The sequence below is a fragment of the Rhodococcus sp. PvP016 genome (assembly GCF_017832185.1).
In the GTDB taxonomy this organism is placed as follows: domain Bacteria; phylum Actinomycetota; class Actinomycetes; order Mycobacteriales; family Mycobacteriaceae; genus Rhodococcoides.
This window is the reverse complement of the sequence record NZ_JAFIBH010000001.1, coordinates 1,634,285-1,660,076: the sequence shown is the minus strand read 5'-3', so window position 1 is coordinate 1,660,076 and position 25,792 is coordinate 1,634,285. Positions and strand designations below refer to the sequence as shown.

Genomic DNA, 25,792 nt, shown 5'->3' with positions numbered 1-25,792 from the left:
TGTCTCCGTTAGCGGGGCAGTCCGAGGACGCGGTTGGCAATGATGTTGCGTTGAATGTCCGACGTGCCGGCTCCGATCGTCGCGGACGGCGAGTACAGCCACTCTCCCGACCACGCCTGCGGGGTGAACGGCATCTGGTATTCGAGCGCGTCGAGCCCGACGACGTCCATCGCCAGTGCTCGCACGTTCTGCTCGAGTTCGGCGAACAGCAGACGCGACATCGATCCCTCGGGCCCCGGTTTGCCGGTCACCCGGTTGCGCGAGACTGCCGCGTACGTCACGGCACGCAGAGCCGCGAGTTCGGACCGGGCCGACGCGATGCGACGGTAGATCTCGTCGTCCTCGATCGCGGCGCGCTTGCCGTCGGGACCCGTGTGGTTCTCGGCATGGTCGACGACTTCGTCGAGATATCGGGAAAGCCGGATCTGCTCGACCACGAAACCGGCACCGCGCTCGAACGAGAGCGTCGACATCGCCGTGGCCCAGCCGTTGCCGACACCACCCACGACGTTCGAGAGGGGAATGCGGACATCGTCGTAGAAGACTTCGCAGAAGTGCGGGATACCGGCCATCGTCATGATGGGCCGCACCTCGATGCCGGGAGTGTTCATGTCACAGATGACCCAGGTGAGCCCTTTGTGGCGGCTGCTCGGGTCGCTGTCGGTTCGGACCAACAGCTCTTGGAAGTCACTGTGTTGCCCATGGGTCGTCCAGATCTTCTGCCCGTTGACGACGAGGTCGTCGCCGTCGACACGTCCCGTGGTCCGGACACCCGCGAGGTCGGAGCCCGCCGACGGCTCGGAGAAGCCCTGGCACCAGGTCGACTCACCCCGCAGGATCGCGGGTAGGTGCGTCTGCTGCTGCTCAGGCGTTCCGTTCAGGATCAACGTGGGTCCGGCGTGACTCGTCGCCACCCAGAACACGCCGATGTGTGGAGCACCCGACAGGGCGTACTGCTCCCACCAGATCAGCTGCTGGAGGAGGGAGAGTCCGCGGCCTCCGTGCTCGACCGGCCAGGACACACCCGCCCATCCTCCGTCGAACGTGCAGCGCTGCCATGCGCGGTCGAAGTCGACCATGGACTCGCCGGTGGGTGGGCGCTCATCGGTGGGCACGTGGGCGCGCAACCAGGAGGCCGCGTCGTCCCGGAAGTCGGCATCAGCCTGGTCCAAGTCGATCTGCATGAATTGAGCATACTCTTCTAAGGACGGGTCTGGTCATGAAGGACCCACCTATTTCAGCGCATCTCAGCCCTGTGGGCCCGAGGAGCCGAACGGGTTGACGCTGACGTCGTCGGGCTCTGCGCCGCGCATGGTCGTGCCGACCACCTGATACGCCAGGGGATCGCCCACTTCACGGTTGAGCCGCTCCTGAATCTTCCAGCTGCCGTCGATGCGACGCAGCGTCCAGTGATTGAAGTTCGCACCGCTGATGTTGATGGCCGGCTTGACCGGTCGGGCACTACGGGTGCGGCGGCTGTCCTCGTCGCTCTTGACGATGACGAGCGAGTAGCCCTCGGCGATAGCGTCGTCGCCGTCGATGTGCAGGATCAGCGGTCCGGTCAACGCATGGTGCTGACAGTTGCCCTGTTGCTCGACATGCGGAGTGTCGGTGATGAACTCCCAGATCTCCTCGTGCCCGACGTACGCGGTCCGCCCGTCGCGCGGCGCGCCGAAGCGCCCCGCACCGAGGTTGACGCGCCCGTCCTCGGCGTAGAGGTCGACATACGAGGCTGCGTACCCCAAGTCGGCCGCGAACGCGTACCGGGAGAGAAGCTCGCGGATCTCCCTCTCGTCCTCGAGTCGCTTCACACGCCGCAGCAGGTCTTCCAGGCCGTCGGTCATCTCGTACCCCTTGTTCGTCAGGGCCGGGCCCGGAGCGTCGACCTCCGTCCGGCAGTGTTGGACACTCGCGCTAAAAAGTATACCTAATACAGTGTTGGCACATAGCTTTGGTCACTCACCACGGTTCGGCGCGACGACCTTGACACCCACAGGAGTGAGCAACAGAGATCCACTACCGGGCACCATGGCGTCCGAGAGCTCCATCTGCCCACCCTGCACTGCGGCACCCAGCCTGCCGAGAGCCTCCACCGGGTCACCGCTGATCTCGTAGAGCGTCGCGTACTCGTACGGCGGCGTCGGGACGTCGGGTCGGTCCAGTGCCGTCGAGCGCGTGAACCGCTGCGCGGACTCGAAACCGTCGATCGACAGCACGTCCGGGACGTGCGTCGAGTCGTACCACTCGTTGAACTCGTCGTCGCGTCCTTCGACCGCATTGGTCTGGACGATGTAGAGGGACAAGCCTTCCATGGTGCTCCTTCGATTCTGTCCGGACGATCTCAGTATTGAGTACACTCTACGCGTCCACATGGCACACAACGAGGAGCACATCATGGGTCGACTCGACGGCAAGGTTGCCTTCATCACCGGGAGCGGGCGCGGCCAGGGCCGCTCCCATGCGCTGACGCTGGCCGCCGAAGGGGCCGACATCATCGGCATCGACATCTGCGAGCAGATCGACGGTGTGCCCTATGCGATGGCGACGCCGGACGATCTGGCAGAAACGGTGCGCGGTGTCGAGGCGCTCGGTCGACGGATGGTCGCTCGACGAGCTGATGTCCGTGACTTCACGCAGCTGAAGGAGGCTGTGGACGACGGGGTGGCCGAGCTGGGAAGGCTCGACATCGTCTGCGCCAACGCCGGCATCACCGGTTCGATGTCGGCGGACGCCGATGCCGAGACGCGTGTACGGATGTTCCGTCAGGTGGTCGACGTCAACCTGACCGGCGTCTTCTGCACGGTCGAGGCGACGAAGCAGCACGTGATCGACTCGGGCGGCGGCGGCTCCGTCATCATCACCAGCTCGATGGCCGGACTGCGTGCGCTGGGCGCCGGCGGGGGCTACGGAGAGTCCAAACACGGGCTGGTGGGCATGATGCGTTCGTACGCCCACGAGCTCGCCCCACACATGATCCGGGTCAACACCGTCCACCCCGGCAACGTCAAAACTCCGATGATCATGCACGACGCGCTCTACCGCGCCTTCCGCCCCGACCTGCCCCATCCGACGGCCGCGGATGCGGAGGTCGCGATGGCCACGATGCACCTGCTGCCGGTCCCCTACACCGAGCCCGAGGACATCAGCAACGCCGTGCTGTTCCTCGCCTCCGACGAAGCGAAGTTCATCACCGGGGTGACCCTGCCGGTCGACGCGGGCGGCGCCGTCAAGTAGCGCCGCCCGCCCTGACGGGCCCTCGCCAGGGGCCCGTCAGCTCAGCTGCGCGCCGGCCGGGAGCGCGATCTGCTTGATCTCGAGGAAGCTGTCGAGGCCCGCCGCGCCGCCCTCGCGCCCCATCCCCGACTGCTTGTAGCCGCCGAAGGGGAACGACATGTGCGCTCCGAACCCGTTGACGCTGAACGTCCCCGTGCGGATACGACGACCGATCTCGACCCCGGCGGCGATGTCGTGGGTCATCACCGCTCCCGAGAGGCCGAACTGCGAGTCGTTGGCGATCCGGATCGCATCCTCGACGTCCTCGTAGACCATGAGGGCGAACACCGGCCCGAAGACTTCCTCCTGGGCCACCCGCATGTTGGTCGTGACACCGTCCACCAGCGTCGGCGCGATGAAGTAGCCGGGACGATCGAGGGCCTCACCACCGGTGACGATGACTCCCCCGTCGTCCTCGGCGTCCTGGATGCGAGCGAGCACCCGGGTCATCTGGGCCTGCGACGCCAGCGGACCGTACGTGGTCGCCTCGTCGTCGGGGTCACCGATGACCTGGCTCTCGAACAGTTCCTTGAGCGCGTCGCGCCACACGTCGTGACGCTCCTTGCTCACCAGGACGCGGGTGAGGGCGGTGCACACCTGTCCGCTTCCCCCGAGCATCCCGGCAGCGAGGGCCGGCATGACGTCGACCGGCTCGACGTCGTCGAGCACGATCGCCGCCGACTTGCCGCCGAGTTCGAGCGTCATCCTCTGGAGGTTCTTGGCGGCCACACCCATGACCGCCTTGCCGGCCTCGGTGCCGCCGGTGAAGCTCACCATGTCGAGGCCGGGCTGGGCCTGCAGCGCCTCACCGAGCTCGCGGCCGCCCGGCAGGATGCTGACGACGCCCTCCGGCACACCGGCCTCGGCGAGGATGTCCGCGAGCAGGAGCGGCGCGAGCGGCGTCTCCGGCGCGGGCTTCATGACGACCGAGCACCCAGCCAGGAGCGCCGGCGCCAGCTTGAGGGACGCGAGGACGATGGGACCGTTCCACGGCACGACGGCCAGCACGGTGCCCACGGGCTCCTTGCGCAGCAGCACGGTCCGCCCGTCGGGCCCCGTCTCGACCGTCTCCAGCGCGACCTCGTCGCCTCGACGGGCGTAGTCGCGCCAGATGTCGATGGAGATGTCGTGCACGAACGCCGCGAAGGCTCGGGCGGAGCCGAGGTCGCGCACGACGTACTCGATGAACTGATCACGGTGCTCGTCCAGCAGATCGGCGACGCGTGTGAGGACCTTGCCTCGCTCGGTGATGTCGAGTCCTGACCACACCCCCTTGTCGAACGCCTCGGCCGCCAGGGCGACGCTGGTCGCAGCGTCCTCGGGGCCAGCCTCGGGGATGTCGGCGACGATCTCACCGGTCGCCGGGTTCTCCACCGCGATGCGTCGGCTGCCGGTCGGTGCGCGCCACGTGCCGCCGACGAAGATCTGGCTCGCGTGGTGCTGGGGGATGCCGCTGTCGGTCATGAGGTGCTCCTTCATTCTGGGTTGATCTCGACGACGCCGCGCAGGATGGTTCCATCGGCCATGTCCTGGTAACCCTGTGCGATCTGGTCCAACGTGTATCGGCGCGTGATCAGCTCGTCGAGTTTGAGCTGACCGTTGCGGTAGAGGTCGAGCAGCTTGGGAATGTCGACGTGCGCGTTGCATCCTCCGTAGAGCGTGCCGAGAACCTGCTTGGCGTACAGGCTCAGAAACTGGCCTGGCAGTTGGACGTTGAGGTCGCTGAAGCTGTCGGCCATGCCGGCGAGCACCAGTCGGCCCGCCTTGCGCGTCGACTCGAAGCACTGCGCTGTGATCTCGGCGGTCAGAACCCCGACCGTCTCGATCACGGCATCGGCACCCTGCCCGTTCGTCAGCTCGGCAACTCGGGCGAGAGCCTTGTCGTGCGTGGCGTAGGCCTCGGCACCGAGCGACTCGGCGAACTCACGCCGGAACGGTTTCGGCTCCACTGCGATCACGTGGCTGGCTCCGCAGTGGAACGCGCCCTGTACCGCATTGGCACCGATCCCCCCGATGCCGTACACCATGACGACCTCACCGGGTCGCACTTGTGCGACGTTGACGGCCGACCCCCACCCCGTGGGCACGCCGCAACCCACGAGCGCGGCGACGTCCAGCGGGATGGTCGGGTCGATCTTCACGCAGGAGTTCTTGGACACGACCGTGCGTTCGGCGAAAGTACCGAGCATCGCCAGACCGCCGATGTCCTCGCCCCGCCCGTGGAACCGGAACGTGCCGTCGGGCATGACTCCGGTTGCGATGGTTGCGCCCAGGTCGCACAGGTACGACTGCCCGGACACGCACCATCGGCACTTGCGACACGTCGGGATGAACGAGAACACGACGTGGTCGCCGACCTCGATGTCCTCGACCCCCGACCCGACCTGCTCGACGATCCCGGACGCCTCGTGTCCGCCGATCATCGGCTTGCGGGCGTCCGGGTCGCGACGGGTGTGCTCGTCGGAGTGGCAGAGACCCGCGTATGCCACCCGCACCAGCACCTCCTCGGGTCCCGGATCATCGAGGTCGATCGTCGACGGGTGCCAGTTGTCGCCGAACTCCCACAGGACGGACGCTTGCACTTTCATGGAGTCCTTCTTTCTCGGTCGAGCTGTCTTCACCGGCTGGTTCTGCGGTCGACGGGGCCGGCTGTCGGTGCCCGGGTGTGCACCCGGCGACCGGACGTCGTCGGCGACTTCCAGAACGAGGTGACAGATTCTGACATCGACCACAGCATGACACAGGTCACACTGATTATGATACTCTTTTGGCCGATGCCTCGTGTCAGAGCGCTGATCCACCCACGTCGATCGTCGAGTGGTCGAGCCCGGGCACGATCGACGGTTCGGCAGCGATTCGGTGCGAGAAGCACTCGTTGAGGAAGCGTTGAGTAGAAGTTGTACCCGCGAATACCCAGACACACGACACAATCGTTCCGAGTGGCACCGCTCACATCCATACGTTCTGGAGGTGCCCCAGCCGAGGAGGAAGATATTCGATGTCCGACACACTGCCACGGGGTTCCCGAGTGAGCCGAAAAGTCCGAAATGTATTGGGCAAAGCGCTCGGCGCACCGGCACTCGAAGACAAGCACAGCAGGCTGAAGCAAATCGAGAAACTGGACCCGGTCGACGATTGCGTCGAGGTCTACCGATTGTTCGTCGACGACTTCAAGGCGTCGAGCGCATTCGCAGTCACCGGTGGATTGTTCGTGACCTTCGCCGTTCCGCGAATCAGTCGCATCCTCACCCAGTCTCGCCAATTCGAAGACGAACTCCAGAAGCGACTGGTGGACACAGTCCTGCTGGACCACCACATTCACGACAAGGGGTTCGTCCCGGGTCTCGGTAGGGATTCGATGCGCCGGGTCAACGAGATGCATCGTCAGTACGACATTCATCCCGAGGACTATGTGTTCATCGGATGCTGGGAAGCCGTGTCCTACATCTGGTATGCCGAGAATTACGGATGGCGCCCCGTCACCGAGAAGGAAAAGCTTGCGGCGGTCACGTTCGTGAAGCTTCGCGCTCGTCACATGTACGGCGGCGAGAAGAAGATGCCGTATCCAGAAACGCTCGAAGCAATGGAGACTTTCTGCGCAGACTACTTGGACGCGCAAATCGCCTACGAGCCACAGAACAAGCGCCTCGGTGCCACCTTGCTCGACTACGTGTTGAAGGACTACCCGAAGATCCTGCATCGACCGATCCAGGCGTTCTTCTTCTCCGTGGGTCCCGATGACCGATTGATCACCAATTGTGGATTCGACCTGCCGAGCCCCCGCGCGAAGAAGATCAGTCGGAAACTGATGCGACTGTACGCAAAGCTGGACCCCATGCCAGGCGGGCTCACCGCACTCGCACAGGACCTGGTCGCGAAGGAGTATCCCGATGGGTACCAGGTCGACCTGCTCGGCACGCATGTGAATGCGTGCCCTCGAGCGCGAATGAGCGCCGACGACAAGAGCACCGTCTCGATGGCACCCGCTGCCTCGGTACCCGCGCAGTAGAGGCTCGGAACGACTGGTTCGAAGCGCTCACCCGGGGCGACCCGGGTGAGCGCTTTCTCGTGCGGCACTCGTCGTCAGATCGAGTCGACAACCGTTGCAGCGCCCACCGTTCCGTAGGTGGTGGTGCGCTGACGAACCGCTCGTCCGATCCCGCCGGCGATCTCGTGCAGCTCGGAGACGGTCTTCTCCGAACCGTTCTGCGAACCCGCCATCCGCGAGATCGTCTCCTCCATCAGAGTCCCGCCCAGATCGTTCGCACCTCCGTCGAGCATCGCGCGAGTTCCTGCGACTCCCAGCTTCACCCATGACGTCTGGATGTTGTCGATCCGACCGTGCAGCATGATCCGACCCAGAGCGTGCACCGCGCGATTGTCCCGAGTGGTCGGACCGGGCCGCGAGGCGCCGGCCAGATACAGGGGCGATGACTGATGAACGAACGGCAGCGGCACGAACTCCGTGAACCCACCGGTCTCGTCCTGGATCCTCCTGAGCACGTTCAGGTGACCGACCCAGTGTGACGGATTGTCGACGTGTCCGTACATCATCGTCGAGCTCGACCGTAGCCCCACTCGATGCGCAGTGGTGATCACCTCGATCCACTCGGCCGCAGGCAACTTGCCCTTGGTGAGCACCCACCGAATCTCGTCGTCGAGGATCTCCGCCGCGGTTCCCGGGATCGAGTCCAACCCGGCGGCCCGCAGTTCGATCAGCCATTCTCGGATCGATTGGCCGCCGCGCGAAGCTCCGTTGACGATCTCCATCGGAGAGAACGCGTGCACGTGCATCGCCGGCACGCGGGCCTTCACCGCCCGCACCAGGTCCGCGTACCCGGTCACCGGGAGCTCGGGATCGATACCGCCCTGCATGCACACCTCGGTGGCGCCGACGACATGCGCTTGCCACGCCCGGTCGGCCACCTCCGCGGTGGACAACGTGAACGCGTCAGCATCGCCCTTACGCTGAGCGAACGCGCAGAACCGACAACCGGTGTAGCAGATGTTGGTGAAGTTGATGTTCCGGTTCACCACGTACGTGACCGCGTCACCGTTGACCTGCGCGCGCAGGTCGTCCGCGAGGGCCGCGACGGCATCCAGTCCCGGCCCGTCAGCCGTCGCGAGCGCAAGGTACTGCTCGTCGGACAATCCTGCCGGGTCCTTCTCCGCTGCCGTCAACGCCGACACCAGATCTCGGTCCATCCGCTCCAGGCCGACGAGATCGCGGACCTGCTCCCGGATCGATTCCCAGTCACCGAACGCGTTCGCCAGATCCGAGCGGTTCTCCGTGTCACGGCCGTGTGAGTCGATTTCCGTGTTCAGGTTCACCCGACCCGAGGACGTCCACTGCTCGTCGGGTTCCTGCCACGGCAGACCCGTCGGGTTCACCTCTTCCCGAGCCAGCCCAGTCTCCGGATCTACCAGTGCGCGGACGTGCGCCGAAATACGTGGATCGATCCACGGCGCACCCGCCATCACGTATTGCGGTTGCACGGCAACACGTTCGACCAGTCGATACCCCGCCTTCGCGGACAGCTCGGCGAGAACATCGAGATCAGGCCACGGCCGCTCCGGATTCACATGATCGGGGGTCAGCGGGGAGACTCCGCCCCAATCGTCGACGCCTGCGCCCAACAGCGCCGCGGTCTCCTCCGGCTCGACCAGGTTCGGCGGAGCCTGAATACGCATCGACGGCCCTACCACGAGACGTGTCACCGCGATCGTGGCCAGGAATTCCTCGAGACCGGCGTCCGGCACAGAACGCATCGCGGTATCGGACTTGGCCAGGAAGTTCTGCACGATGATTTCCTGAACGTGCCCGAACGACCTGTGCGACCGACGAATCGACATGATCGACTCGGCCCGATCGAGGAACGTCTCGCCGATACCCACCAGGATGCCCGTCGTGAACGGGATGTTCAGCCGGCCTGCGTCGGTCAGAGTTCGAAGTCGGACCTCGGGATCCTTGTCGGGGCTTCCGAAATGCGCCTGCCCCTTCTCCTCGAAGAGTCTCCGGGAGGTGGTCTCGAGCATCATCCCCATCGACGGGGCCACCGGCTTGAGTCGCGAGAGTTCCTGCCATGACATCACCCCTGGGTTGAGGTGTGGCAGCAGGCCCGTTTCCTCGAGCACCCTGATCGACATCGCGCGCACGTAATCGAGAGTCGAATCATAGCCGCGGGAGTCGAGCCACGCCCTCGCTTCCGGCCACCGTTCCTCCGGCCTGTCACCGAGGGTGAACAGTGCTTCCTTGCAGCCCGCCGCAGCACCTCTGCGGGCAACGTCGACGACCTCGTCGGGATCCATGAACATCCCGTGTCCGGCGGCTTCGAGCTTGCCGGGCACCGTGACGAACGTGCAGTAGTGGCACGTGTCGCGGCACAACCGCGTGATGGGTAAGAAGACCTTGCGAGAGTAGGACACCGTCCTCGGTCGACCCGCAGACGCCAGTCCGGCATCGCGCACCCGCGACGCAGAGGCCATCACGTCCGCCAAGTCGTCTCCGCGTGCGTGCAACAGAGCCGTGGCCTCATCGACATTCACCGACACACCGTCCCGCGCGCGACGGAGTACCCGCCGCATCACAGAACTCGACGGCGACGTGGGATGTCGGGGTGGAAACACACTGTCGGACACTGCGACAGCACTCCCCCTCGGTCTCCGCGCTCGATCAGCTCGCCTCGACCTTGGGCATGATGTCCTCGACCAATCGCTTGAGATCGTCGATCGTCTTCGACGTCGGTACATCGCGGAACGGTGGCCACAGAATCGGCATCGTCATTCCGGCATCCTTGTACCGCTTGAGCCGGTCCTCGATCTGTTGCGCGGTACCGGTCAGCAGGTTCGTCACCTTCCCGGCCGCCGTCTGATCGGTCTTCTCCTCGGTGATCGTGAACCAGATCATGCTGCACATGTCGAACCCTGGCGGGAAGTCTCGACCCAGCTCGTCGAGCTCCCTCTTCATCTCACCGCGCCAGCGAGCGATGTCCTCGGGTGAATCCTGGATTCCGATCCACCCCTGCAGTCCGTATTTGGCGATGCGCTTGGCCGATCGTCTGGGATCTTTCAGTCCCGAGAAATAGATCGGTGGACCAGGCTTCTGGATCGGCTTGTGCCCGAATCCGGACAACGGGAAATCGGCGAATTCCCCGTGATATTCGAACAACTCGTTCGACCAGATTCCCTGCATGATCTCGATGGTCTCGCGAACGTGCCCGTGCCGGCGCGCGAAGAGATGTGACGCGCTGGCCGCAGCAAATTCTTCCGGCATCCACCCTGCGCCCACCCCGACGTTCAGCCGACCGTTGGCGAGGTGGTCTTGGGTCGCCAACTCCGCAGCAAGCACGCCTGGCGAACGATAGGGAGTGTCGATGATGCTCATGCCGATTCGAAGCTTCTCGGTCTTGGCGGCGAGCCACGGTATCAGGGTCATGCCCTGAAACCACTTACCGCGCGAGATGACCGGAAGCCCGTTGGGAAGATCGGCCATCATGCCGAACGGATACTCCAACTCGGCCCGATCCGACGCCTCCGGCACGACGATGCGATCGAGGGTCCACACCGAATCGAAATCGAGTTCCTCCGCAAGTGCCGTGAGGTCCTCCAATTCCTTCAACGTCACGTGATCTCTGAAATTCGGGAGATACAGAGCCAGCTTCATCGGTGGTACTCCTCAGGGATGACAATTCATGCGGCGGAGGTGGTTCCGTCGATCGAGTCCGAGGCTAACGCGCTCGTATCAATGCGTTCACATGTATTTCTCAACGGGTCGTCAATATCGTCGCCAAGACAGGTCCCTGTCGCGACGCGGCTCTAGATTCGAGTGTATGGAGCATCGCGCAGGAACCGGTGGCAGCCGGGTCGACGAATCTGTATCGCCGGACGTCGTGTGGAGCCCTACCGGGGAGAGCATCGCCGAGTCACCCCTGCGTGACTATCTGGACTGGCTGGAGATCTCCACAGGTCGCCGCTTTCCGGATCACGATTCGTTCTGGTCCTGGTCGATCGAGAACCTGGACGAGTTCTGGGTGTCCATAGCCGACTATCACGGTGTCGCATTCTCGCGGCACTGGACCCGCGTGCGCACGAGCGATCCGATGCCGGACACACGATGGTTCGTCGGGGCGCGGCTGAACTGGGCGGAGAACATGCTCCTGCGCGGACGGGACAGCGACACAGCGCTGGTGTGCGCGTCCGAGATCGGCGCGGTCGATCGTGTCATCACCTTCGCCGAACTACGCCGTTCGGTGGCCGCAGCGTCCGGATGGCTTCGACGCGCGGGGGTGCGCCCGGGGGACCGAGTCGCCGCATATCTGCCGAACACCGAACACGCTGTCATCGGAGTTCTCGCGGCAGCGACGGTCGGCGCCGTATGGGTCTGCTGCTCACCCGATTTCGGCCCGGACGGAACCATCAGTCGACTGTCTCAGCTCGAACCGACCGTGCTGATAGCTGTCGACGGATACCACTGGAATGGCAAGGACATCGACCGAAGCCACGTGGTCGCACAGCTCCGCGACAATCTACCGTCGCTGCAGCATGTCGTTCATGTCCCCTATCTGTACGACCGCTGGCCACCGGAAGGCTCGACCCCCTGGGCGGACGTGGTCAGTCGCGATGTGCCCCTGGAATTCGAGCAGGTCGACTTCTCACATCCACTCTGGGTGCTGTTCAGTTCGGGGACCACCGGTCTCCCCAAAGGGTTGGTTCACGGCCACGGCGGGATCGTTCTGGAGAGCCTGAAGTGGTCGGGGCTCTATTGCGCAGTCCGTGCGGGTGAGCGCCTGTTCACCTACACATCGACTGGCTGGGCGCTGTGGAACATGCAGCTGGGCGCACTGTCCCGAGGCGCGAGCATCGTCTTGTACGAAGGTAGCCCCGGACATCCCGCGGGCGGTGTCTGGGAGATCGCGGCCCGAACCCGCGCGAACGTGATGCTGCTCGGTGCCGCGGTGGTGTCGGCATCCGCCGGTTCGAGCACCGTCGAGTCGCCCGGGGACACCTTCGACATGCGCTCGCTGCGGCACGTGATGGTCAGCGGATCATCACTGCCGGCCGCCGACTACCGCTGGGTCGGCGAGCACGTCGGTTCGACGATCGACGTCGATTCGACCAGTGGTGGCACCGACATTGCCGGCTCCTTCGTCGGCGGGAACGCGTACACCGCGGTTCGGCCCGGACGCATCGGCGGTCGGATCGCCGGCGTGGCTGCCGCCGCATGGAGCGACGAGGGGATCCCGCTCATCGGCGAAGTGGGGGATCTGGTCATCACAGAACCCATGCCGTCGATGCCGCTTCGGCTGTGGAACGACCCGGACGGTTCGAGATATCGAGAATCGTATTTCGACGTCTGGCCAGGGGTCTGGAGGCATGGTGACTGGGTGACGGTCCACGCGGATCAGAGCATCACCATTCACGGCCGCTCGGACTCGACCCTCAACAGGGCGGGGGTGCGCTTGGGGAGCTCGGACTTCTACGACGTCATCGACGGTATGCCCGAGGTTGCAGATTCCGTGGTCGTCGGTGTCGACCTGCCCGACGACGGGTACTGGCTGGGACTGTTCGTGGTGCCGGCCGCAGGTCGTCGCCTCGACGATCGCCTTCGCCAGGACATCGCTCACGCGTTGCGGACCCGATTGTCGCCCCGGCACGTTCCGGACGAGATGGTCGAGGCGCCTTCTGTGCCGAGAACACTGAACGGCAAGAAGCTGGAGATCCCGATCAAGAAACTCTTGGCCGGCCGGTCGATCGGTAGTGCGGTGAACATCGCATCAGTGGATGATCCGACCGCGGTGCGTTGGTACGCGGACTTCGCCGCATCGAGGTTCCCCGGGCATCGTTAGATCGAGGACGTGGGGGGATCGGACGTCATACGGTGTCCCTGTTCTCCGGTGGGCGCATTCCGGTCGGGGAGACACCACGAGGTGTCGAGGACAACGCGATGTCGAAAGCGGCGCCACCGTCGCTGTGATTGCGCGCGGTCAGAGTCCCTCCCATGGCCGTGACGAGTCCGTGAGAAAGCATCAACCCGAGCCCGTAGCCGTCAACTGTCAACCCGACACCTCGGTCCTCACGTCCACGCCGGAAGGGCGTGAACAGATTCGGAAGATAGTCGTGCGGTATGCCATCCCCGTCATCGCTGACGGTGATCACCGTCATCGAGGTTCCGAGCACCGCCGAGATGTCCACGGCTCCCCCGGCGTGACCGTAGCGAAGAGCATTCCCGATCACGTTCAGCAGAACCTGGCGCAGGCGCCCCAGGTCTGCCCACACCTCGAGTGACGGCTCGATCGAGACGTTCACCGACATGTGGCGCCGGTCCGCCATCGCGGACAGCAGTCTGGTGATGTCGTGGACCGTTCGAGCAACGGGTGTCGGCTCGATGTTCAAGGGCAGGACACCGGCTTCGATTCGACTGATGTCGAGAACGTCCGTGACCAGATCCAGAACATGGTCGGAGGCGAAATCGATACGGGCGAGCGCTTCCTCGCGGCGTTCCTCGTCCAAGGGCAGCGTGCGGAGCAGTTCGGTGAAGCCTTTGATCGCCTGCAGCGGGGTACGTACTTCGTGGCTGACCGAGGTGAGAAGAGCCGATTTCGCGGAGCTGTGGGACTCGGCCACCTGGCGTGCTGTTTCCGCGCGCTCCCGCTCCGCTCTCGCTTCGTCGGCCGACAGTCTCTCGGTCAGATCGACCAGGTTCAGAGCGAACCGTAGCGGGGTGTTGTCACGGCCGCGTACCAGAGAGAAGGTTGCCTCGACCGGCACCGTGGCACCGTCGTTGCATATCACCGCCATCTGTTCGGTCACGCAGAAGACATCACCCCGTGCCAGCGTTTCGTGTATTCGGTTCTCGGAGTGCGCATCGAACAGCAACGCTGAGTCCAGTCGTCGATCGACCAAGTCCTCCACGCGATGGCCGCCCAGCTCGGCGAAAGATGTGTTCACGCGCTGGAATACCCAATCCAGGCCCAACAGGGCTGCGCCTGCGGGGTTGTCCTCGAAGGATCGGCGAAACAACTCTTCGCTCTCGATCAGTTCGCCGAGCAGGCGGCCGTTCTCGAGCGCGACCGCGGCAAGGTACGTGAATCGGTCGACCAACTGTCGTTCTCTGGCAGTCGGCCAGTGCGGGGCGCCGTGATACACGGCAAAGGTGCCGACAGTCCGTCCCGACGGATCTGCGATCGGTGTCGACCAACATGCGATCAGACCGGAGGCCACCGCACTGTCTCTGAACTCGACCCACCGGTGATCGATCCGAACATCTCGAGCGATGACGGGCTCACCGAGATGCGCAGCCACCCCGCATGATCCGGACAGCGGACCGATTCGGAGTCCCTCTATCGCGCGCAGATACTCGGGCGGCAGACTGGGAGCGGCGCCGTGGTGGAGGGTATCGCCCGAGGGCGCGACCAACAGGACCGAACACCGAGCATCCGTCATCAGGCATTCGAGTGCGGTGAGGACTGCGTCCAAGGTGTGCTGTACCGGAACGGCGGCGGCGACCATCTCGAGAATTTTCATCTGCTGGGCCATCAGGTAGGTGAGGTCCTGTGGACTCAGCAGGCTGGTCACCGCCGTGTCCACTCTGTCGATGCCGTTCATCGCGGAACGGAAGGACCGCCGAAGTGGTAACCCACTCCTCGCACAGTACGTATGAGAGGAACTCCGGGGTCTCGGCCCAACTTGTTCCGCAGACGATGAACATGCTCTGTCACCGTTGCCTCACCCAGAAAATCACTGGAATGCCACACACCCTCGAGCAGTTGACGGCGCGTGAAGACCTGACGGGGGTGCGTTGCCAAGAAGAAGAGGAGGTCGAATTCCTTCACTGTCAGTTCGATCCGATCACGCGCAACCGTCACCTCACGACTCGACACCTCGATGCGCAGAGACCCGATCGACACCACTTGCGGGGTGGTGAACGGCGTGGCCCGGCGGAGTAGCGACCGGATACGGGCGGCCAGCTCACCCGGTGAGAACGGCTTCACGAGGTAGTCGTCCGCTCCCAGATCCAGGCCTACTATCCGGTCGGTTTCGCCGCTACGCCCCGAAAGAATCATCACCGGTAGGTCTCGCGGCACTTCCGCGCGTCCGGAGCGGATCTCACGAAGGACGTCGAGACCGCCGACCGCCCGCAGGGACAGATCGAGAACGACGAGAAGAGGTTGATCTCGAGCCATGAGGCGTAACGCCATGGCGCCGTCGTCCGCCTCCACGACCCTGAATCCCGAATCGTTCAGTTGCCATCTGACGACTGTGCGAATGCTGTCATCGTCGTCGACGACCAGGATGTGGCGACCGTCTTCCGCGCCGGCACCGACCTGCGCGCTGTCCGACAACGGTGTCTTCTCCATGAGCCATCAGATCTTACTCGCCCCGTGGTCGACGGGGAGCTGAATTCCGGTCACGGTTCGGGAATCGTCACTTGCCAGAAAGAGCACGGCGCGTGCGATGTCCTCTGGTTCCGAAATGGGCGGGTCGAACCAGTACTGCCCCATGGCTGCCTGGTAGGACGGATTGTCGGCGAACACCTTGACGGCGTCGGGGCCCATTTCTCCCATCGGTGTTCGCACGCCCCAGGGGTGGATGGAGTTGACCCGGATCCGGTACGGCGCGAGCTCGATCGCGGCGGACTTCACCAACCCCACCACGCCCGCCTTCGCGGAACTGTAATGAGCCTGCCCCGGAAGGGACTTGAGGCCTGAGACAGAACTCGTGGCAATGATGGACCCACCGTTGTCGGACGCGATCATCGATGGCACTGCCGCTCTCATGGTGTTGAACACTCCCGTGAGATTGATGTCGATCATGTCTTGCCACCTGGTTCGATCCATCTCCCAGAAGCGACCCCAGGACACGATGCCCGCGTTCGCGACGACGATGTCCAGGCGGCCGAACGCTGAGACACCCTTCGCGACCAGCGCTTCCAGCGCGTCGAGGTCTCGAACGTCTCCGACCGTGTGAATCACTCGGCGGCCGAGCTTCTCGACGTCTGCGACCGTCTGAGCCAACTCGGCCTCGGTCGCGGCGGCATAGTCCGTCGCGGCGGGCGTACCCGCGATGTCGACCAGGATGAGGTCAGCACCCTCTTCGGCCAATGCCAGCGCTTCGGCCCGTCCCTGTCCTCGCGCTGCTCCGGTGATGAGCGCTACTTTGCCTTCTACTCGCTTCATGTGATTCTCCTGTCGACAGTGGTGCGGAACTTGGTTGCAGTACCGAGACCTCGATCATCGAAAGACAATGCTCGACAGTCTCTTCGGACGAGATGCTGGAGTCTGCCGCCCACAATTCGGTCGCGATCCGATTGGCGGCAACGATGCACGCGGTAGCGAACCGCGCACGGAGGCTCTGATCGGTCAGCGCCAGCCGACGAGCAACGATCGGTTGCAGTGCCTGCTGGCAGTCCTCGTGAATCCTCAGCCACACCCGCTGCAGGGCGGGCGAGTCAGGGAGTATCGCGATGAGCTCCCGGTAGGAGGGAACGTTGGTGGCCCGTAGGGAGCCATCGAGGGCATGGACGAGAGAGTCGAGCAGCGGCTCGTCTCCCGGGCGATGGTCGACAGCGGCCACGTACGATTTCCATCCGATATCCAGCACCGGAACTATGGCATCTTCTTTCGCGTCGAAATATCGATGGAATGTACGCGAGGACACCCCAGCCGCCGCAGCGATATCGGCCACGTTCGTCGCGGTGAATCCCCGATCGACGAACATGTCCGCTGCTATGGCGGAGACTTCCAGCATTGCGTGTTCTTGCCTGGATCGTCTCGGTGGAGGGGTGTGACCGACCATGTTGTGACCGTACGCCCGACTGTCACAATGTGACAGGTTTTGCGGAAAGTGATGACCTGGAGAGCCGTTCCGCCCGCGTCGTCGACCCACCCCTCACCGAGTAGGGGTCAGCCCGGCGCGAGGTGGGTCCGTAATTCTCGGACGAGTTCGGAGAACGCCTGCGTCGCACTCCGAGCGAAGCGCGGGAAGGCGAGATAGCCGTGCGGCATCCCGACGTACTCCGTGAACCGAACCGGTACACCCGCTGCCTGCAAGGCTTCCGCATAGCGAAGACCGTCGTCGCGGACCGGATCGAGTTCCGCGACCTGCACCAGAGCGGGAGGCAGACCCGCATGATTCTCGGCGAGCAGAGGGGACGCCGTCGGGTCTGCGCGATCGGCCGGATCAGGCACGTACAGAGCGACGTACGCCTCCAGGGTAGGGCGTTTGAGTACCGGCATGGTCGCGTTCTCGATCACCGAGGGACTGGACAGGGTGAGGTCGGTGGCGGGATACAACAGCGCCTGCAACGCGATGGCCGGACCACCCCGGTCACGCACGAGCATGGCGGTCACCGCCGACAGGTTGCCTCCCGCACTGTCGCCCACGAGGGCGACCCGCGAACCGTCGGCACCCCACTGCTGAGCGCGGCTCACCACGTCCACGAAAGCGGCGTAGCAGTCCTCCGCCGCCGCCGGCCAGGGATGGGTGGGCGCGAGCCTGTAGTCCAGTGAGACGACGACGGCGTCTGCAGCCAGTGCGATGCCGCTTGCCATGGAGTCGTACTGGTTCAGGGTGCCGACCGTCCACCCACCGCCGTGGATCAGGACGATGAGGGGAAGCGTGCCCGACAGCGCCGTGGGCCGATACGACCGGACGGGAATGTGGCCGTCGCCTCCTCGGGCGACGCCGTCCTCGACGGTGACCCCGGGCTTCATCGAACCCGCGACGAGATCCATGAGGAAGGAATGTGGCCTCGGCTTCTGCAGCCTCGCGATCTGCGACGGGGACTTGCCGACGATCATGTTGTCCGGCATGAGCTTCCCCAGCAGCCGCACCCGCCAGTCCATCGTGCTCACGGGACGAGGGCGAACTCGGCGACCATGGACTCGGGTACGGCGTACCCGTCGAGATCTCGGATCCGGTCGATGTGTTCGGCGACGTCGTCCGGTGTCGCGACGGGCTGATCGACCGAGACGTGCCACCCCGGAGCCACGCCCATGAACACGCGTCCGTACCGCCCGCGGGCGATGGAGTACAGCTCCCTGTTGTGAGTGTTCTCCTCACTCGCGAGGTAGGCGACCATGGCGGTGATCATCTCCGGTTCCATGTGCGCCGGGGTGGTCGGCATTCCGGCGAACTGCTCGGGTGCCATGTCTGCTGCCATCCGACTCAGGGCCGCAGGAAGAATCGTGTTGGTGAGGATCCCGTGCGGAGCACCCTCCAACGCAACCACATTGGCCAGTCCGAAGACACCGCCCTTGGCCGCGGCGTAGTTCGCCTGGTGGATCGACCCGAAGAGGCCGGCGGCGGATGCCGTGAAGACGATGCGGCCGTAGCCGTTGTCGCGCATGGCCGCGAACGCCGGCTGCGTCACGTGGAACGCACCCTTCACGTGCACGTCGAGCAGGGAATCGATCGCCCCAGGGGTGAGGTCGGTGAACGCACCGTTGCGAATGTTGCCGGCATTGTTGACGAGAATGTCGACCTTCCCGAAGACGTCGAGCGCGGTATGGACTATTCGGCGACCACCGTCGGGTGTGGCGACGGAGTCGTAGTTGGCGACGGCGATGCCGCCCTCGGCGCGAATCTGCTCGACGACCTCGTCGGCCATGGTGACGGCACCGTGTGCGCCGGTCATGTCGCCGCCGAGGTCGTTGATCACCACCTGAGCGCCGCGACGAGCCAGCTCCAGGGCGTGCGCGCGCCCGAGACCTCCCCCGGCACCGGTCACGATCGCGACCCGGCCTTCGAACGACACTGCAGACATGACGACTCCTCGGTTGGTGGTTATGACACATTGTGCCAACTTGACTCATACTGCCATACAACGTCTGAGATACTGGCCGAATGACCGATGAGTCGCTCCCGTCAGCGGACGTCGCTGCTCCCCTGCGCGAGCGCCGTCGCGCGACCACCAGGCGTGACATCGCCGACGCAGCCCTGCGCCTCTTCGAACAGCAGGGATACGACCGCACGACCGTCGAGCAGATCGCAGACGCCGCAGGGATATCCCTGCGCACGTTCTATCGCCACTCCTCGAGCAAGGACGAGGCGCTGACGTTCGGACTGGCGACCGGACCGTCGGAGCTCGCGTCCGAGATTCGCGCACGACGCTCCCTTCCGTTCGACGACGCGGTTCTCGACGCGTTCGTCTCGGTCGCGGGAAACGACCACCAACGCAGGGAACTGCGTGTCGTCCTCGGCACGCCGGCTCTCCGCTCCGCGTGGCTCGCGGCCGGTCGAGCCGCCCGGGACGACCTCGCGGAGTTGATGACGGAGCGCGATGTCGTACGACCCGCGTTCCGGGCGCGGGCTCGGGCAGCAGCGATCGCCGCACTACTCACCACCGTCATCGAGGAGTGGACGTTCTCGGACATGAGCCTCGAACCACTGGCCCGCGAGGCGTTGTCCGTTCTCGCGCCGGCGGAGGCGCGAGCATGAGGGACGACGGCGAGGAGGACCGGCGTCGTGCGTGATTGGATCATCAAGCTCACTGCCATCGACGACGACGCCGCGTCGGCGCTTCGGGTCATCGAGCACTTCGACACCTTGGTCGACGAACGCGTCCCTGCGACAGCACTGCTGCGCGCAGTCACTGTCCTCGCCGACTGCGGCGCCGGGTTCCACGACCCCGATCGGGGGTTGGCCATCGAGGTGGACGAACACGGTCGCACCTCCTCGACACCGGACGTGTCGACTCGTCCCCACCTCGAGCAGTTCGGAAGCATCACGGTCTGGCTGAACCGGACGGGGCCACCGTGGCCACTGGACCATCTGATCCTGGAGCGCTTCGCTCGCAGCCTGCAATCCGTCGAGCAACCGCGGGAACGGCATCCGGTCGTCGCCGCGATCCGGACGGTCTGCGACGCGGACGCCTCCCCTGCGCACCGCAGTGCCGCACTGGCAACTCTCGGACTGACGGGACCGATCGTCATCGCGGCGACGTTGCCGCGCGATTCCCGTCGCACCCCGATCGGAATGACCACCGACGGCGCGCGTGTCCATCTGCTCTCGGGCCGACCCACACTCGCCGGCGTGCCGACCGATGCCGCGGCCGGTTACACGATCACCGACGGGCTCCTCGTGTGCACGCGCTGGCAGCGTGCCGTGACGGCCCTGAAGATCGCCGTCGACCCGGCCACCGGCGGCCCGGCGCACGTCTGCCACGACGATCTCGGCGCCGTGGCAGACGTGATCGACAACATCGATGCCACCACGGCTTCCAGATCGGCGGACGTGCAGGTATTGGAATCGCTACGGCTGCAGAGACAGTGGGTGACCGGACTGCTCGACAGCATCCTGAGTCACAGCAGCGTGCGCGAAGCTGCCCGTCGGCAGAATCTCCACCATTCGACACTCCAACAGCGCCTCGACTGGCTCCAGAGCCGGCTCGGATACACCGTCCTCAGTCCCACCGGTCACGCGCGAGCCAGTACGACGCTTCTGCTCTGGCGCATCTCTCGCGCCGCGCAGAACAGGACGACACCGGCCGTGGATCCTCTCCCCGAGCGGCGACCGCCACATGGCGGGTGAGGTACGCCACACTCGACGACATCGGCGGCTGTGACCGGCCACACTCCGCCTGTTGACTGTCGTCATGACTCGAACAGAACCGACGCCGACGTCGCTCCCCGTCGCTCCCCCGCTCGATCCCGAACTCGTCCCTCCGCTGAAGATGATTCTGGGTGCGGTCCCCACGCTGGGTGCCGACACCCTCGACGAGGTGCGGTCCATCACCCTGAACGGCCTTCCGGGGGCGGAGGAGGTCGACTGGACTGCGGGTGGCCGAGTGCGGGTCGAGGATGTCGTGGTTCCCGGTGACGGCGGAGACGCCGACTTGCAGATGACGGTTCTCAAGCCTGCCGTCGGGGACGGCCCGTGGCCCCTCATCTACTTCGTGCACGGCGGCGGCATGGTGATCGGTGGGCGCCTCGTCGGCTTGGACGCACTCGTGCGGTACGCGGCCGAGGGACACGCGGTCATCGCCTCCCTCGAATACCGGGTGGCTCCGGAGCATCCGGACCCGACACCGGTGAACGACTGCTACTCCGGATTGCGGTGGGCCGCCGAGAATGCGGATCTTCTCGAGATCGATGTCGACCGCATTCTGGTCAGCGGAGTCAGCGCCGGGGGCGGACTCGCCGCAGGAATCACCCTGATGGCACGCGACCGCGGCTTTCCGCACCTCACTCATCAGATCCTGTGCTGCCCGATGCTCGACGACCGATTCATCACCCACAGCTCACGCATGGTCGCCCGAGGGTCTGCGTTGTGGACGAGCGATTCCAACGAGTTCGGATGGTCGTCGCTGCTGGGCGACCGTCGAGGTGGCCCGGAAGTGTCGGAGTACGCAGCCCCGGCGCGCGCCGAGAATGTGGCAGATCTGCCGCGGACCTACATCGACGTCGGCTCCGTCGAGGTCTTCCGAGACGAAGCTCTGGACTACGCACAGCGGCTCTCCCGGGCCGGCGTCAGTGTCGACTTCCACCTGTGGGGCGGAGGCTTCCACGGGTACGAGATGGTGACCAATGCCGCACTGACACAAGCGGCCGCGGCGACCCGACACGAGTTCTTCCTGCGCGCGCTGGAACGCTGAGTCGAGTCATCGAGAGTCGTGTTCGGTCACTGCCCGATCCACCATCGCGAAGGCGGCGTTGCTGTTCGGCACTCCCGCGTACACCGCGGTGTGGAGAAACACCTCGGCGAGCTCGTCGGCGGACAGCCCCGCTCGCAACGCCGCCCTGATGTGCATGTCGAGCTCGTGCTGGTTGCCGACCGCGGTCAGGATGGCGAGCGTCAGAAGGCGCCTGAGGTGGTGGTCGAGCCCGGGCCGCGCCCAGATGTCGCCCCACGCCGTGCGCGTGATGAAGTCCTGAAACGGAGCCGTCACGTCGGTGGTGCGTTCGATGCTCCGGTCGACGTGTGCGTCCCCGAGCACGCTCCGACGCTGCCGCATCCCCTCGGCACGAGCTGCGGCCCTTCCCATGTCGTACTCGCCGCGGGAAATGTGGTCGACGAGCAACCGCGTCACCTCTCCCGCGCGCTCGACATTCGCGAGATGCGCTGCAGCCGTCAGGACGTGCAGGCGCGACCGTGCGATTCCGTCGGCGAGAATCCGAGCATCGGAGGGAGGTGTGGCGGGATCCTGCTCACCCGCGATCACGAGGGTGGGTGCACTGATGCGGCCCAGGTCCTCTCGGTCGTCCCACCCGGCCAGCGCCTCACAACACGAGGCGTAACCCTCGTCCGACGTGGCGGACACCATGCGGCGGTGGCGAGCGACGAGATCGGCGTCGCGTGCGGTGAATTCGGGTGTGAACCAGCGAGACACCACCGCGTCCGCAAAGGAATCCGTGCCCTTCGCTCGGACGGCCGCGGCGCGGTCCGACCAGCCCCGCGGTTCGCCGAATCGCGCCGCGGTGCACATCAAGGTCAGTGTCTGCACCCGGGCAGGTCGATGGACCGCAATCCATTGTGCCACTGCGCCGCCCAACGACAGACCGACCAGATGGACGCGATCGAGTCCGTTTTCGTCGAGAACGGCGAGAACGTCCTCGGACAGGTCGGCGATCGTGTACGGCCCGTTCGGTGTCGGTGATCGTCCGTGTCCACGGAGATCGACGACGATGACGTCGGCGACCTCGGTGAGGGCACTGCGCTGGGCATCCCACATGGATCGATCGGAGCCGAGCGAGCCGACCAGGACGATCGTCGCCCGCTGCGGCGAACGGCCCGTGACCAGGTCGTAGGACAGCTCAACGGTCATGACGTCCTCCGGTACGCAGGTGAACCATGGAGAGGACGCGGTCGACGATGTCGCCCGCGTGGCCGAGATGGTCGGCCGGGTCCAGCAGGCGCCGCACCACGGCCGGTTCGAGGTACTCCGTGATGGTGGGGTCGGTGTCGAGCGTGCCTCCGGCGGCGCATGCGGCCGTGACGATCTCCCGAGCGTGGTCGGTGTGCGCATCGAGCGCCATCGTGACGCGCTCGGCGAGAAGTAGTCCGTGAGTGATCTCGAGGTTCCTGGCCATTGCATCGGTATGCACCAGAAGACCCCCGATGCTCACCGCGAGCCGGTCTGCTCCCCCGGCGGTCAGACGTAGCAGGTCTGTCATCGTCTCCCACTCCGCGTGCCATGCACCGGTCGCACGTTGGTGTTCGTGGTCCATGCCGGCCAGAACGGTGGCGACGAGGCCGGGTATGCGCCGCACCGCTGCGCGGGCGGTGACGGCGGCGATCGGGTTTCGTTTGTGTGGCATCGCGGAAGAACCACCGGGTGAGCGTTCGCTGACCTCGCCCAGTTCGGTCGAAGCCAGCAGAGTGATGTCGAGGGCAGGTTTTGCGATGGCACCCGCGGCCGTGCCGAGGGCACCGGCGATCTCCGCGATGCGGGTGCGGTCGGTGTGCCAGGGAATGCCCTGACGCGCGAGTCCCAGTTCGTCGGCGAGTGCGTCCGCGAGGCGCAGACCGTACGGGTGCGCAGCTGCCGAAGTTCCTGCTGCGCCGCCGAATTGGACCGAGGTCGACGCAGCGACGCGGGCGAGCGCATCATCGGCACGCAGAAGGCCGGACGTCCAGCCGGCGGCGACGGCGCCGAACGTCGTCGGCACAGCCTGCTGGCCGAGAGTGCGACCCGCCATGGGTGTGCCGCGGTGCGCGAGCGCGAGATCTGCGCCCGCATCGACACAGGCGCCGATCGACTGCCGGACAGTCGCGATCGAGTTCTTCACGATGAGCATGAGCGCCGTGTCGAGGATGTCCTGGCTGGTCGCACCGAGGTGCACTGCGGACGCCGGCACGCCTGACACGGCGACAGCCGCACGAAGAGCGGACACCAGAGGAATGACAGGATTCCCACCCACTGCGGCGTCGATGCCCAGTGTCTCGATGTCCGCTCCCCCGGGGGCACCGAGTTCCGCGGCGGCCGCCGTGATCGTGCCCGCATGCTCCGGTGCGATCAGCCCGTGGCGCGCCGCCGCCCGTCCGAGCGCAGCCTCGACGTCGAGAACCGCTGTCACCCATGCCTGGTCGGAGACGGTGGCCGAGACCTCCCGAGCTCCGAACGTCGGATCGAACAGATGACCGCGCGTCATGGTCGCGTTCCCCCTGTCACAGCTCGAACTGTCACAGCTCGAAGAACGGGGTCTCGTCGCCGTGCGGATCGCTGTCCTGGATCACCACGTCGAGATGGTATCCAGCGGCAGTTCGCCGTGCGATCAACTTGCGGCGTTGTTCGGCGGTCAGCGTCCCCAGAACGGGGTCCGCAGCGTTGGCCGACGGCTCGTCCGGGAAGTAGATGCGAGTGACGAGCCGATCGAGCATGCCACGTCCGAAGATGGCGAGGTCGATGTGCGGCGCCTCGGTTCGACCGTTCTCCGCCGGCAACGGCCCGGGTTTGACGGTCCGCACGGCTGCCGTGCCGGAAACGTCGGCCACCGCTCGACCGAAACCTCGAAATCCTGGCGGTGTCGGCGATGCCGGTCCGCGGGGATCGTCGGGGTGATCGAACCGGCCGGCTGCATCTGCCTGCCAGGTCTCGATCATGGCATCGGACACCGGTGTGCGGCTGCCGTCGACGATGGTGACGGTGACGATCATGGCACCGGCCGCATCGGCGCGCACCACGCTGGGCCCGTCGATCCAGGGCAGGGCGATGTGCAGGTAGGGGCCGACGGTCTGTGAGGGTGTCTGTCCGAACGGTGCAGTCGTGAAGTCTGCGCCGGGAACGACCGGGTATCGAGGCCCGAACGCCTGTGCCACCTCGGAGTCACTCATCGTGCTCGTCTCCCTCGAACGGAGTGGCACTGCGTCCTCGAAGGACGATGTCGAAGCGGTACGCGAGGGCCCAGTTGTCCTGCGTGGCTTCGTAATCGAAGGCACTGATCATGCGTGTCCGGGCATCTTCGGGCGCGGCGTTGTAGATCGGATCCTGGAAGAACATCGGATCGTCGGGAAAATACATCTGAGTCACCAGACGCTGCGTGAATGCGCGACCGAACAGCGAGAAGTGGATGTGCGCGGGGCGCCAGGCATTGTGATGATTGCCCCATGGATACGCGCCGGGTCTGACGGTGGTGAATCGGTAATGTCCTGCGGCGTCGGTCATCACGCGCCCCGCACCGTCGAAGTAGGGATCGAGCGGCGCGGGCCACGTGTCACGGGCATGTCGATACCGACCCGCCGCATTCGCTTGCCACACCTCCACCAGTGTGTTCGGCACGCAGCGCCCGTCACTGTCGAGAACCCGGCCGTGCACGATGATGCGTTGGCCCGACGCTTCTCCGCCGCGCGCGCGAGTGAGGTCCGCATCGCCCGCGGCGATGCGCCCCTCACCGAGGACGGGTCCCGTGATCTCGGTGAGCCGCTGCGGCAGGAGAATCAGGGGTCGAGCGGGATGGCGGAGTGCTGTCGAGCGGTAGTCGGGCACGTCCCGCGGTGCGTGCGCCCCGAGCTGATCACGATAGGTACCCGGCACGGTCCGTGCGTCACGTGGCCCGATGTCCGATGGGGTCATCTCGCCGTT

At 65.3% G+C, this 25,792-nt stretch carries 23 protein-coding genes; 6 read left to right on the top strand and 17 right to left on the bottom strand.

Annotated elements, in window-relative coordinates; genetic code table 11:
- Window positions 1-8: 8 nt before the first annotated feature.
- The 3 genes from JOE30_RS07610 to JOE30_RS07600 form a co-directional block, all read right to left on the bottom strand.
- Window positions 9-1,184 (bottom strand): acyl-CoA dehydrogenase family protein, encoded by a 1,176-nt coding sequence (locus JOE30_RS07610; protein ID WP_204870118.1) that lies wholly within the window; start codon window positions 1,182-1,184, stop codon window positions 9-11.
- Window positions 1,185-1,247: 63 nt separating this feature from the next.
- Complete coding sequence (locus tag JOE30_RS07605) at window positions 1,248-1,844, bottom strand: nuclear transport factor 2 family protein (RefSeq protein WP_204870117.1); 597 nt, start codon at window positions 1,842-1,844, stop codon at window positions 1,248-1,250.
- A 111-nt stretch (window positions 1,845-1,955) separates the two neighbouring features.
- Window positions 1,956-2,312 carry a DUF4286 family protein gene (locus JOE30_RS07600; RefSeq protein WP_204870116.1) on the bottom strand — a complete coding sequence of 119 codons (357 nt, stop codon included), beginning with the start codon at window positions 2,310-2,312 and terminating at the stop codon, window positions 1,956-1,958.
- A gap of 82 nt (window positions 2,313-2,394) precedes the next feature.
- On the opposite strand from JOE30_RS07600, the gene JOE30_RS07595 reads away from it, so the two are divergent.
- Complete coding sequence (locus tag JOE30_RS07595) at window positions 2,395-3,234, top strand: mycofactocin-coupled SDR family oxidoreductase (RefSeq protein WP_204870851.1); 840 nt, start codon at window positions 2,395-2,397, stop codon at window positions 3,232-3,234.
- 36 nt (window positions 3,235-3,270) lie between these two features.
- Here JOE30_RS07595 and JOE30_RS07590 read toward each other — a convergent pair whose 3' ends face one another.
- Window positions 3,271-4,737: an aldehyde dehydrogenase family protein gene (locus JOE30_RS07590; protein ID WP_204870115.1), complete on the bottom strand. Its 1,467-nt coding sequence runs from the start codon at window positions 4,735-4,737 to the stop codon at window positions 3,271-3,273.
- 11 nt (window positions 4,738-4,748) lie between these two features.
- Window positions 4,749-5,861, bottom strand: coding sequence for an NDMA-dependent alcohol dehydrogenase (locus JOE30_RS07585; RefSeq protein WP_204870114.1), 1,113 nt, complete (start codon window positions 5,859-5,861; stop codon window positions 4,749-4,751).
- A gap of 410 nt (window positions 5,862-6,271) precedes the next feature.
- Here JOE30_RS07585 and JOE30_RS07580 point away from each other — a divergent pair, with 410 nt between their 5' ends.
- Window positions 6,272-7,282, top strand: a complete 1,011-nt coding sequence (locus JOE30_RS07580) for an oxygenase MpaB family protein (protein ID WP_204870112.1) — start codon at window positions 6,272-6,274, stop codon at window positions 7,280-7,282.
- A gap of 74 nt (window positions 7,283-7,356) precedes the next feature.
- On the opposite strand, the gene JOE30_RS07575 is transcribed toward JOE30_RS07580, so the two are convergent.
- The gene (locus JOE30_RS07575; protein ID WP_307806096.1) at window positions 7,357-9,912 is read right to left on the bottom strand and encodes a bifunctional FO biosynthesis protein CofGH; all 2,556 of its coding nucleotides are present in this window, start codon (window positions 9,910-9,912) and stop codon (window positions 7,357-7,359) included.
- Between the two features lie 34 nt (window positions 9,913-9,946).
- Complete coding sequence (locus tag JOE30_RS07570; RefSeq protein ID WP_204870110.1) at window positions 9,947-10,936, bottom strand: LLM class flavin-dependent oxidoreductase; 990 nt, start codon at window positions 10,934-10,936, stop codon at window positions 9,947-9,949.
- Between the two features lie 166 nt (window positions 10,937-11,102).
- Between JOE30_RS07570 and JOE30_RS07565 the strand changes: the two genes are divergently transcribed.
- Complete coding sequence (locus JOE30_RS07565; protein WP_204870109.1) at window positions 11,103-13,118, top strand: acetoacetate--CoA ligase; 2,016 nt, start codon at window positions 11,103-11,105, stop codon at window positions 13,116-13,118.
- Between the two features lie 25 nt (window positions 13,119-13,143).
- On the opposite strand, the gene JOE30_RS07560 is transcribed toward JOE30_RS07565, so the two are convergent.
- The 6 genes from JOE30_RS07560 to JOE30_RS07535 form a co-directional block, all read right to left on the bottom strand.
- Window positions 13,144-14,877 (bottom strand): GAF domain-containing sensor histidine kinase, encoded by a 1,734-nt coding sequence (locus JOE30_RS07560; RefSeq protein ID WP_239532512.1) that lies wholly within the window; start codon window positions 14,875-14,877, stop codon window positions 13,144-13,146.
- Window positions 14,874-15,629 carry a response regulator gene (locus JOE30_RS07555; protein ID WP_204870108.1) on the bottom strand — a complete coding sequence of 252 codons (756 nt, stop codon included), beginning with the start codon at window positions 15,627-15,629 and terminating at the stop codon, window positions 14,874-14,876. Before JOE30_RS07555 ends, JOE30_RS07560 begins: the two co-directional genes overlap by 4 nt.
- 6 nt (window positions 15,630-15,635) lie before the next feature.
- Window positions 15,636-16,448 (bottom strand): mycofactocin-coupled SDR family oxidoreductase, encoded by an 813-nt coding sequence (locus JOE30_RS07550; protein WP_204870107.1) that lies wholly within the window; start codon window positions 16,446-16,448, stop codon window positions 15,636-15,638.
- Window positions 16,354-16,989, bottom strand: a complete 636-nt coding sequence (locus tag JOE30_RS21810; RefSeq protein ID WP_371831745.1) for a TetR family transcriptional regulator — start codon at window positions 16,987-16,989, stop codon at window positions 16,354-16,356. Before JOE30_RS21810 ends, JOE30_RS07550 begins: the two co-directional genes overlap by 95 nt.
- Window positions 16,990-17,174: 185 nt before the next feature.
- Window positions 17,175-18,116: an alpha/beta hydrolase gene (locus tag JOE30_RS07540; protein WP_239533556.1), complete on the bottom strand. Its 942-nt coding sequence runs from the start codon at window positions 18,114-18,116 to the stop codon at window positions 17,175-17,177.
- A gap of 5 nt (window positions 18,117-18,121) precedes the next feature.
- Window positions 18,122-19,036 (bottom strand): SDR family NAD(P)-dependent oxidoreductase, encoded by a 915-nt coding sequence (locus JOE30_RS07535; RefSeq protein WP_204870101.1) that lies wholly within the window; start codon window positions 19,034-19,036, stop codon window positions 18,122-18,124.
- An 80-nt stretch (window positions 19,037-19,116) separates the two neighbouring features.
- Between JOE30_RS07535 and JOE30_RS07530 the strand changes: the two genes are divergently transcribed.
- From JOE30_RS07530 to JOE30_RS07520, 3 genes are all read left to right on the top strand, one after another.
- A complete protein-coding gene (locus JOE30_RS07530; protein ID WP_204870099.1) occupies window positions 19,117-19,710 on the top strand; it encodes a TetR/AcrR family transcriptional regulator in 594 nt (197 codons plus the stop codon).
- 27 nt (window positions 19,711-19,737) lie between these two features.
- Window positions 19,738-20,802 carry a hypothetical protein gene (locus JOE30_RS07525; RefSeq protein ID WP_204870098.1) on the top strand — a complete coding sequence of 355 codons (1,065 nt, stop codon included), beginning with the start codon at window positions 19,738-19,740 and terminating at the stop codon, window positions 20,800-20,802.
- Between the two features lie 64 nt (window positions 20,803-20,866).
- A complete protein-coding gene (locus tag JOE30_RS07520) occupies window positions 20,867-21,865 on the top strand; it encodes an alpha/beta hydrolase (RefSeq protein ID WP_204870097.1) in 999 nt (332 codons plus the stop codon).
- Between the two features lie 6 nt (window positions 21,866-21,871).
- Here JOE30_RS07520 and pcaD read toward each other — a convergent pair whose 3' ends face one another.
- Genes pcaD through pcaH form a run of 4 tightly spaced genes read right to left on the bottom strand, consistent with a single transcriptional unit; the run spans window position 21,872 to window position 25,783 of the window.
- Complete coding sequence (pcaD, locus tag JOE30_RS07515; protein WP_204870096.1) at window positions 21,872-23,035, bottom strand: 3-oxoadipate enol-lactonase; 1,164 nt, start codon at window positions 23,033-23,035, stop codon at window positions 21,872-21,874.
- Window positions 23,025-24,362 (bottom strand): lyase family protein, encoded by a 1,338-nt coding sequence (locus tag JOE30_RS07510; RefSeq protein ID WP_204870095.1) that lies wholly within the window; start codon window positions 24,360-24,362, stop codon window positions 23,025-23,027. Before JOE30_RS07510 ends, pcaD begins: the two co-directional genes overlap by 11 nt.
- A 31-nt stretch (window positions 24,363-24,393) precedes the next feature.
- The gene (pcaG, locus tag JOE30_RS07505; protein ID WP_204870094.1) at window positions 24,394-25,044 is read right to left on the bottom strand and encodes a protocatechuate 3,4-dioxygenase subunit alpha; all 651 of its coding nucleotides are present in this window, start codon (window positions 25,042-25,044) and stop codon (window positions 24,394-24,396) included.
- Entirely contained in the window at window positions 25,037-25,783 is a 747-nt protein-coding gene (gene pcaH, locus JOE30_RS07500) for a protocatechuate 3,4-dioxygenase subunit beta (protein WP_204870093.1), read from the bottom strand. Before pcaH ends, pcaG begins: the two co-directional genes overlap by 8 nt.
- Between the last annotated feature and the right edge of the window lie 9 nt (window positions 25,784-25,792).

What these genes read in the sequence shown, in the direction of transcription:
- JOE30_RS07610 (WP_204870118.1), bottom strand. Translation starts at nt 1,184, where the DNA reads ATGCAGATCGACTTGGACCAGGCTGATGCCGACTTCCGGGACGACGCG.
- JOE30_RS07605 (WP_204870117.1), bottom strand. Translation starts at nt 1,844, where the DNA reads ATGACCGACGGCCTGGAAGACCTGCTGCGGCGTGTGAAGCGACTCGAG.
- JOE30_RS07600 (WP_204870116.1), bottom strand. Translation starts at nt 2,312, where the DNA reads ATGGAAGGCTTGTCCCTCTACATCGTCCAGACCAATGCGGTCGAAGGA.
- JOE30_RS07595 (WP_204870851.1), top strand. Translation starts at nt 2,395, where the DNA reads ATGGGTCGACTCGACGGCAAGGTTGCCTTCATCACCGGGAGCGGGCGC.
- JOE30_RS07590 (WP_204870115.1), bottom strand. Translation starts at nt 4,737, where the DNA reads ATGACCGACAGCGGCATCCCCCAGCACCACGCGAGCCAGATCTTCGTC.
- JOE30_RS07585 (WP_204870114.1), bottom strand. Translation starts at nt 5,861, where the DNA reads ATGAAAGTGCAAGCGTCCGTCCTGTGGGAGTTCGGCGACAACTGGCAC.
- JOE30_RS07580 (WP_204870112.1), top strand. Translation starts at nt 6,272, where the DNA reads ATGTCCGACACACTGCCACGGGGTTCCCGAGTGAGCCGAAAAGTCCGA.
- JOE30_RS07570 (WP_204870110.1), bottom strand. Translation starts at nt 10,936, where the DNA reads ATGAAGCTGGCTCTGTATCTCCCGAATTTCAGAGATCACGTGACGTTG.
- JOE30_RS07565 (WP_204870109.1), top strand. Translation starts at nt 11,103, where the DNA reads ATGGAGCATCGCGCAGGAACCGGTGGCAGCCGGGTCGACGAATCTGTA.
- JOE30_RS07560 (WP_239532512.1), bottom strand. Translation starts at nt 14,877, where the DNA reads ATGAACGGCATCGACAGAGTGGACACGGCGGTGACCAGCCTGCTGAGT.
- JOE30_RS07555 (WP_204870108.1), bottom strand. Translation starts at nt 15,629, where the DNA reads ATGGAGAAGACACCGTTGTCGGACAGCGCGCAGGTCGGTGCCGGCGCG.
- JOE30_RS07550 (WP_204870107.1), bottom strand. Translation starts at nt 16,448, where the DNA reads ATGAAGCGAGTAGAAGGCAAAGTAGCGCTCATCACCGGAGCAGCGCGA.
- JOE30_RS21810 (WP_371831745.1), bottom strand. Translation starts at nt 16,989, where the DNA reads ATGTTCGTCGATCGGGGATTCACCGCGACGAACGTGGCCGATATCGCT.
- JOE30_RS07540 (WP_239533556.1), bottom strand. Translation starts at nt 18,116, where the DNA reads ATGGACTGGCGGGTGCGGCTGCTGGGGAAGCTCATGCCGGACAACATG.
- JOE30_RS07535 (WP_204870101.1), bottom strand. Translation starts at nt 19,036, where the DNA reads ATGTCTGCAGTGTCGTTCGAAGGCCGGGTCGCGATCGTGACCGGTGCC.
- JOE30_RS07530 (WP_204870099.1), top strand. Translation starts at nt 19,117, where the DNA reads ATGACCGATGAGTCGCTCCCGTCAGCGGACGTCGCTGCTCCCCTGCGC.
- JOE30_RS07520 (WP_204870097.1), top strand. Translation starts at nt 20,867, where the DNA reads ATGACTCGAACAGAACCGACGCCGACGTCGCTCCCCGTCGCTCCCCCG.
- pcaD (WP_204870096.1), bottom strand. Translation starts at nt 23,035, where the DNA reads ATGACCGTTGAGCTGTCCTACGACCTGGTCACGGGCCGTTCGCCGCAG.
- JOE30_RS07510 (WP_204870095.1), bottom strand. Translation starts at nt 24,362, where the DNA reads ATGACGCGCGGTCATCTGTTCGATCCGACGTTCGGAGCTCGGGAGGTC.
- pcaG (WP_204870094.1), bottom strand. Translation starts at nt 25,044, where the DNA reads ATGAGTGACTCCGAGGTGGCACAGGCGTTCGGGCCTCGATACCCGGTC.
- pcaH (WP_204870093.1), bottom strand. Translation starts at nt 25,783, where the DNA reads ATGACCCCATCGGACATCGGGCCACGTGACGCACGGACCGTGCCGGGT.